The following is a 7964-nucleotide window of genomic DNA, read 5'->3' on the forward strand; positions in this document are numbered from 1 at the left end:
GCCGCGCCGGCCGTGCGCGCGCGCCGGGCAGCGCCAGCACGCCGCGCTGCGCGTCGAGCCGTTCGCGCCAGAACGCGAGCTGACGATCGCGCTCGCCGGCATCGAGCCAGCGGCGCTGCCACAACGCGTAGTCGGCATACTGGATCGGCAGCGGCGCGAGCGACACCGGCCGGTCGTCCGCATAGGCGCGATAGAACGCCGCGAGTTCGTCGAGCATCACGCTCGAGGACCAGCCGTCGGACACGATGTGATGCACGGTCAGCGCGAGCCAGTGCCGCGTCGCGTCGAACCGCAGCAGATGCGCGCGCACGAGCGGTGCGGCGCCGAGATCGAACGGTTCGGCTTCGTCGGCCGCCGCGACGTCGTGCGCGCGGGCGTCGCGCTGCGCGGGCGGCAGCGCCTCGAGATCGGTTTCGCGCCACGGGCAGCGCAATGGCGGATGGATCGTCTGCGCGACGCCGTCCGCCGTTTCGTCGAAGGTCGTGCGCAGCGCCTCGTGACGTGCGATCAGCGCATCGCATGCCGCACGCAGCGCGTGCCGATCGAGCGGCCCTGTGAGTGCGAGCCGTTCGGTGATGTGATACGCCTGCGGCGCATCGATCAGCCGTGCGTGCAGCCACAACCGCGTCTGCGCGAACGACGCCGGCACGCGGTCGCTGCGCGGCGTGCGCGGCGGAATCGGCAGCACGCGAAAGTCGATGCCGGCCGCGCCGAGCTTGTCGATGAACACCGCGCGCTGCGCGTCGGGCAATTGCGCGAACCGCGTCGCGAGCGCGAGCCAGTCGGGTTGAACCTTCGTCATCCGTCGTCCTTATTGGGTTTCGAGTTCGCCGAGCAGCGCGTCGATCGTGCTCGCCGCGTCGGTCGCGCCGCGCGCTGCGCAGGCGTCGTCGATCGCCGCGGCGCAGCGCGCGAGCGTGCGCGCGTCGAACAGCGTGCGCAGCGGCAGCGCGATGCCCCAGTGCAGATTGGCCTGCGCATGCGCGTGCGTCGCGAGCAGCGAGTGGCCGCCGAGCAGGAAGAAGTCGTCGTCGCGACCGATCGCGTCCACGTGCAGCACGCGCTGCCAGATCTCGGCGAGCGCGCGCTCGGTATCGGTCGCGAGCGCGGCCGCGACGGCCGGCGCACGCACGGGCGCCGGCAACGCGTGGCGATCGCACTTGCCGTTCGGCGTGACCGGCAGCGCGTCGAGTTCGATCAGCTGTGCGGGCACCATGTAGGCGGGCAGCTGCGCGCGCAGCGTGTCGAGCAGCGCCGCGCGATCGAGCGCGGCACCATCGCCGCGTGCGACGTAGCCGATCAGCTGCTCGTCGCGCACGATCACGACCGCGTCGTGCACGCCGGGCGCCGCGCGCAGCAGCGCCTCGATCTCGCCCGGTTCGATCCGCTGGCCGCGCAGCTTCACCTGCGTGTCGACCCGGCCCAGGTAGTCGAGCGCGCCGTCCGCGCGGCGCCGTGCGAGGTCGCCGGTGCGGTACATGCGCTCGCCCGGCGCGAACGGATCGGGCACGAAACGCTCGGCGGTCAGCGCCGGCCGGCCGAGATAGCCGCGCGCGAGCCCCGCGCCGGACAGATACAGCTCGCCGGTCGCGCCGGGCGGCACCGGCTGCCATGCGGCGTCGAGCACGTGCAGCCGCAGGTTCGCAATCGGATGCCCGATCGGGACGGCGGCCGCGCGCGCGTCGTCCGCGCCGCAGGTCCAATGCGAGACGTCGATCGCGGCTTCGGTCGGCCCGTACAGGTTCACGAGCGTCGCGTTCGGCAGCAGCCGCGCCATGCGCGCGACGAGCTCCGGTGCGAGTGCCTCGCCGCTCGCCACGATCAGCCGCACGCTCGCGCACTGCGCGGCAGCCGAAAAATCGTCGAGATACGCGGCGAACGCGGCGAGCATCGACGGCACGAAATGCAGCACCGTCACGCGATGCGCCGCGATCGCGGCACAGAGCCGCGCCGGATCGCGATGCTCGCCGGGCGCCGCGATCGCGAGCTTCGCGCCCGCCGCGAGCGGCCACACGAACTCCCATACCGACACGTCGAAGCCGAACGGCGTCTTGTGCAGCACGACGTCGTCGCGCGTGAGCCCATAGGCGTGCTGCATCCACGCGATCCGGTTCGCGAGCGCGCCGTGCGTGTTGCCCGCGCCTTTCGGCCGGCCGGTCGAGCCCGACGTGTAGATCAGATACGCGAGCTGCGCATCGTCGACGTCGGCCGGCCGTTCGTCGGCGTCGGCGTCGGCGTCGGCGGCCACGTCGTCGTCGAGCAGATCGGCGAGCGTCAGCCACTGCGTCGAGGCGCGCTCGCCGAGCGCGGCATCGACCTGCGCGCGCAGATGCGGCTGCGTGATCGCGACGGCCGGCCGCGCATCGTGCAGCAGATACGCGATGCGCTCGGCCGGATAGTCGGGGTCGACCGGCAGATAGGCGGCGCCCGCCTTCAGCACGCCGACGAGCGCGATCACCATGTCGAACGAACGCTCGAGGCACAGCGCGACCGGCGTATCGGGCCGCACGCCGCGCCGGCGCAGCGCGGCCGCGACGCGCGACGTGCGGCGATCGAGTTCGCGATAGCCGATCTGCCGGATCGTGCCATGCGCGTCCGCCAGTTCGAGCGCGACCGCATCGGGCATCGCGCGCGCGGCATCGGCGAACTGCCGGTGCAGCGGCTGTCGTTGCGCGTCGGGCCAGATGCGCGCGGTGTCGTGCATGCGCGTCAGCGCGTCGCGCACGGCCTCGTCCGCAATCGACAGCATGCCGAGCGGCGCGTCCGGCATGCGTGCGAGCGCGTCGAGCGCGCACGCGAAGGCGCGATGCCAGGTCTCGACCTGCGATGCATCGAGACGCGCGGTGTCGTAGCCGTAGTCGATCGTCAGCGCACTACCGGTTTCGATCACGAGCGTCAGCGCGAAATCGGTCGCCTCGATGCTGCGCACGTCGGTCAGCCCAAGCGCACGCGGATCGGCATCGCCGGTGCGCTCGTCGACCGGGTAGTTTTCGAAGACGACGAGCGTGTCGAACAGTGCACCGCCCGCGCCGCGCGCCCAGCGCTGAATGTCGGCGAGCGGCGTGTGCGCATGCTCGGCGGCGGCCGCGTTGTCGCGTTGCAGCGCCTGCAGCCAGTCCGACGCGCGCCGCTGCGGCGCCGGCGTCGTGATGACGGGCACCGTGTTGATGAAGAGACCGAGTACGGCGTCGACGTCCGGCAATGCGTCCGGACGTCCGGCCACCGTCGCGCCGAACGCGACGGCCGGCTGATGCGTCATGCGCTGCAGCGCGAGTGCCCATGCGCCCTGCACCAGCGTGTTGACCGTCAGCTTCAGTGCACGTGCCGTCTGCGCGACGCGCGCGAATGCCGGCGCGTCGATCGTCGCGCGCCACGTGACGACGTGCCCGTCCGCACGGTCGGCCGTGCGTTCGGCGATCAGCGTCGGCGCATTGAGCCGCGCGAGCCGTTCGGTCCAGAAGCGTTCGTCGGCGTCGCGATCGCGCGTGCCAAGCCATGCGATGAAGTCGCGATAGCGCAGCGCCGGACGCGGCGCGAACGGCGACACCGCATCGGGATCGCGATAGTCGCGCAGCACGTCCGCGAGCAGACGCGCCGTGCTCCAGCCGTCGAGCAGCACGTGATGGCGCGTCCATACGATGCGCCACGCGTCGTCCGTCACGCGAATCAGCGTGAGGCGCATCAGCGGCGGCTCGCGCCAGTCGAAGCCGCGTGCGCGATCGGCCGCGAGCCACGCTTCGAAATCCGCGTCGAGCGTCGCGCCGCGCGTGCGCCAGTCGAGCTGTTCGACCGGCATCTGCGCATGACGATGGACGCATTGCAGCGGCGCCGCTTCGTCCGGCATCACGCTCGTGCGCAGGATGTCGTGCCGCGCGATCGACGCCGCGAACGCGCGCACGAGGCGCGCCGGCTCGAGCGCGGTCGCCGTCGCGACGAGCTGGTTCACGTAGCTCGCGTGGCCGGGCGCGAACAGCGCATGAAACAGGATGCCCTGCTGCATCGGCGAAAGCGGATAGACGTCGTCGATCGTGCGCCAGTCGAGCGGCGTGCGCTCGATCGCGGCCTGCGTGAGGCCGGCTGCGCGCGCAAGCGGAAAATCGCCCGGCGTCGCACCGCCGCCGCGCCGCGCGAGGCGTGCTGCGCATGCGTCGACGAGCTCGCGCAGCGCGGCCGCAAAGCGCTCGGCCAGCGCGTCGATCGTCGCGCGCTCGAACTGCGGTGCGCCATAGACCCAATGCAGCTTCAGCGTGCGCGCACCGTCCGGCTGCGCGTCGAGGTACGCGTGGATCGCGAGCAGATTGCCGAGCGGGCCCTGCGGATCGCGCTCGATGCCGGCGCCGCCGACGCGCGGCACCAGCGTCGCATCGCGCGCTGCGTCGAACTGGCCCAGATAGTTGAACGTGACGCGCGGCCGCGGCACGGCCGCCAACGCCTCGCGCGTGCGCGGATCGCCGTAGTGCGCGAGCACGCCGAAGCCGAGCCCCTTGTGCGGCACGGCGCGCAGCGTGTCCTTCACCGCGCAGAGCGTGTCGCGCGCGCTCGCCGCGACGGGCAGCGCGACCGGATAGTGGCTCGTCAGCCAGCCGATCGTGCGGCTCGCGTCCGCATCGTCGAACAGCGCCTCGCGCCCGTGCCCTTCGAGTTCGACGCGACACGACGACGCGCCGCGCGAGCCGGCCAGCGCGATCGCAAGCGCCGCGCACAGCAGCTCGATCGTCTGCGTGCGGTAAGCCGCGTGCGCGTCGGTGAGTGCGGCGCGCGTCAGCGTCGCGTCGATCGTCTGTACGACGACGGCCGCGTCGGCATTCGTCGCACGCGCGTCGGGCCGGTCGGGCTCGAGTTCGTCGCCTTCTGCGGCGGCGGCCCAGTAAGCGGTTTCAGCCGCGAACGGCGACGCCGGATCGGTCGCGGCACGCGCGAGGCGCGCGGCCCAGGCACCGGCGCGCAGGCCGGGCGCCGACAGCCGCGCCGGCATACGCTCGCAGGCGGCACGGTAGGCGGCATCGAGATCGTCGAACACGATGCGCCACGACACGCCGTCGACGATCAGATGATGAATCGCCAGATACAGCCGCGTCGACCCGTCCGGCAACCGCGCCGCACAGGCGCAGGCGAGCGGGCCGCGCGCGAGATCGAGGCGGCGCTGCAGCGCATCGAAGCGCGCGAGCGCGTCGGCTTCGTCGTGCGCGACGACCTCGACGAACGGCAGCGCATCGTACGGCTCCGCCGCGTCGGTCGCATGCCACGTTCCGTCCGTGCCGCGCGCGAAACGCTGGCGGAACGCCGCGTGATGCGTGAGCACCGCATCGAACGCGCGCGCGAATGCGTCGGCATCGAACGGCCCGCGCACGTCGAACGCGACCGACTGGTTCCAGTGGCCGCGATTCGGCAGGTCGAGCGCGAAAAAGCGCTGCTGCGCGGGCGTGAGCGTCTGGATATCGGCGCCGGCGGACGACGCAGGCTCGGCGGCCGGCTGCGGTGTCGCGGCGGCGTCGACCTTCGCAACGCGCGCGAGCTCGGCGAGCGTCGGGCCGTCGAACAGCTGTTTCGGCGTGAAGCGCACGCCGCGCTTGCGCGCGCGCGCAATCACCTGCAGCACGAGGATCGAATCGCCGCCGAGCTCGAAGAAGTTGTCGTGGCGGCCGACGCGCGGCGCTTTCAGCACGGCCTGCCACACCTCGGCGAGCACCGTTTCGGCGAGCCCTTGCGGCGCATCGCCCGATGCATGCTCGACCGGTCGCGCCGCCAGCTCGCGCAGCGCCGCGCGGTCGATCTTGCCGTTCGCGGTGACCGGCAGACGCGCAAGCGCGACGCACTGCGCAGGCACCATGTAGTCGGGCAGCGTCGCGGCGAGCGCCGTGCGCAGCGCCGCTTCGTCGAATGCGGCACCGTCGCGCGTGACGACGAAGGTCGCGAGGCGCAGCCGGCCGTCGTGTTCGATCGCGAGCGTTTCGGCCTGCGCGATCGGGCCGGCCGCGCGCACGGCCGCGCTGACTTCGCCGGGCTCGACGCGGTAGCCGCGAATCTTCACCTGGTCGTCGATCCGGCCGAGAAACGCGATGCGGCCGTCGGTGCCGAGCCGCACGCGATCGCCGGTGCGGTAGAGCCGCGCACCGGGCGTGAACGGATCGGGCACGAAGCGCTCGGCCGTCTGCGCGGGCCGGTTCAGATAGCCGCGCGCGACGCCCGGGCCGCCGAGATGGAGTTCGCCCGTCGCACCGGGCGGCACGCAGGCGCCGAACGCGTCGAGCACGAGCGCGCGTGCGTTCGGCAGCGGCACGCCGAGCGGTACGCCGGCCGCCGGATCGCGCGCGTCGGCGGCGATCGACGCGGTGTCGCACGCGAGCGCGCCGACCGTCGCTTCGGTCGGTCCGTAATGGTTGATCACGCGGCATGCGGGCGCGAGCGCCGCGACGCGCGCGACCAGCGCCCACGTAAGCGTCTCGCCGCCCGTGACGAGCGCGTGGCGTGGCAGCACGTCGGCCGGTACGCGCGCGTCGAGCAGCGCCTGCAGATGGCTCGGCACGATCTTCAGCACGCCGACCGCGCGGCTGCGCATTTCGTCCGCAAAGGCATCGGGATCGAACGCGCACGATGCGGGCAGCAGATGCAGCGTCCGGCCGCTGCAGAGCGCGCCGAACAGCGTCGTATGACCGAGATCGGCTGCAACGGTCGAGACCATCGCGAACGACGCCTCGGACGCGAACGCGAGCTCGTCGAGCAGCCCCTGCACGTAGTCGGCGAGTGCGCGATGCGATACGACGACGCCCTTCGGCGTGCCGGTCGACCCCGACGTGTAGATCAGATACGCGCCCTGCTCCGGATGCGGCGCGACGCGCACACCGGCTGCCGTCGCGAGCGTCGCGTCGTGCGCGAGCGCGTCGACGTCGAGCGGCTGTGCGCACGTGTCGAGCGGCCATGCAGATGTGTTTGCGACGAGCGCGCAGCGCGCACCGCAGTCCGCCGCCGCCGCGGCGAGGCGCGCGGCCGGTTGGGCCGGATCGAGCAGCACGGCGAGCGCGCCGGCCTTCAGCGCACCGAGCAGCCCGACGACGAAGCGCACCGAGCGCTCGATACAGACGATGACGGGCGCTTCGGCGGACACGCCGCGCTGCTGCAGCGCGCGGGCGACGCGGTTCGACGTATCGTCGAGTTCGGCAAAGCTCAGCGACGACGCGGCGTCCGCCACGGCGATCCGATGCGGATACGCGGCCGCCTGGCGCGCGAACGCGGCCACGACGTCCGCATGCTCGACACGCAACGCACGGCCGTCGCGCGGCTGCCGCGACGCGGGCGCACCGTCGCACGGCAGCGCGGCCGTCGCGCATTGCGGATCGCGCACGGCCGACGCGAGCAGCGCCGCATAGCTGTCGAGCCACGCGCGCGCGGTATCCGCATCGATGCAGTCGGTCGCATAGGCGGCGACGAGTTCGATGCCGCTCGCGTCGTCGGTGAAGTCGACCGCGAAATCGAAGCGCGCCGCGAGGTCCGGCCCCGGCGTCGCGACCGCCGTTGCGCCCGGCAGCACGCTGTCGTGCCGCGCGTCGAACTGCTGGGCGAACTTCACGCGCAGCCATTCGTCGCCGCGCCTGACCGGCGGCTTCACCGCATCGACGACACGCTCGAACGGCACGTCCTGATGCGCGACCGCTTCGAGCGCGGCGCGGCGCGCGGCATCGACGAGCGCGCGGAACGGCTGGGCCGGCGCGACGCGTACACGCAGGGCGACGGTGTTCAGGAACAGCCCGAGCAGCGCGCGCGTTTCCTCACGCTGCCGATGCGCGACCGGCACCGCGACGACGACGTCGGTTTCGCCGGTGAGCCGCGCGAGCCATGCGTCGAACGCCGCGACCAGCACGACGAACACGCTCGCGTGCGCGTCGCGCGCGAGTTGGCGCACGTCGGCCGCGACCGCATCGGGCACGCGCACGCTGACGCGCGCGCCGCGCAGCGCGCGTGTGGCC

At 72.8% G+C, this 7964-nt stretch carries 2 protein-coding genes; both read right to left on the minus strand.

Features of this window, described 5'->3' with window-relative positions:
* The coding region (locus tag HMPREF3115_RS10730) for a condensation domain-containing protein (protein WP_256276120.1) at positions 1–802 on the minus strand (802 nt) is incomplete at its 3' end.
* 9 nt (positions 803–811) lie between these two features.
* Positions 812–7964, minus strand: a 7153-nt coding sequence (locus HMPREF3115_RS10735; RefSeq protein WP_070554364.1) for a non-ribosomal peptide synthetase, incomplete at its 5' end; no start/stop codon positions are given.

Source organism: Burkholderia sp. HMSC10F09, assembly GCF_001806955.1.
GTDB lineage: Bacteria > Pseudomonadota > Gammaproteobacteria > Burkholderiales > Burkholderiaceae > Burkholderia > Burkholderia multivorans.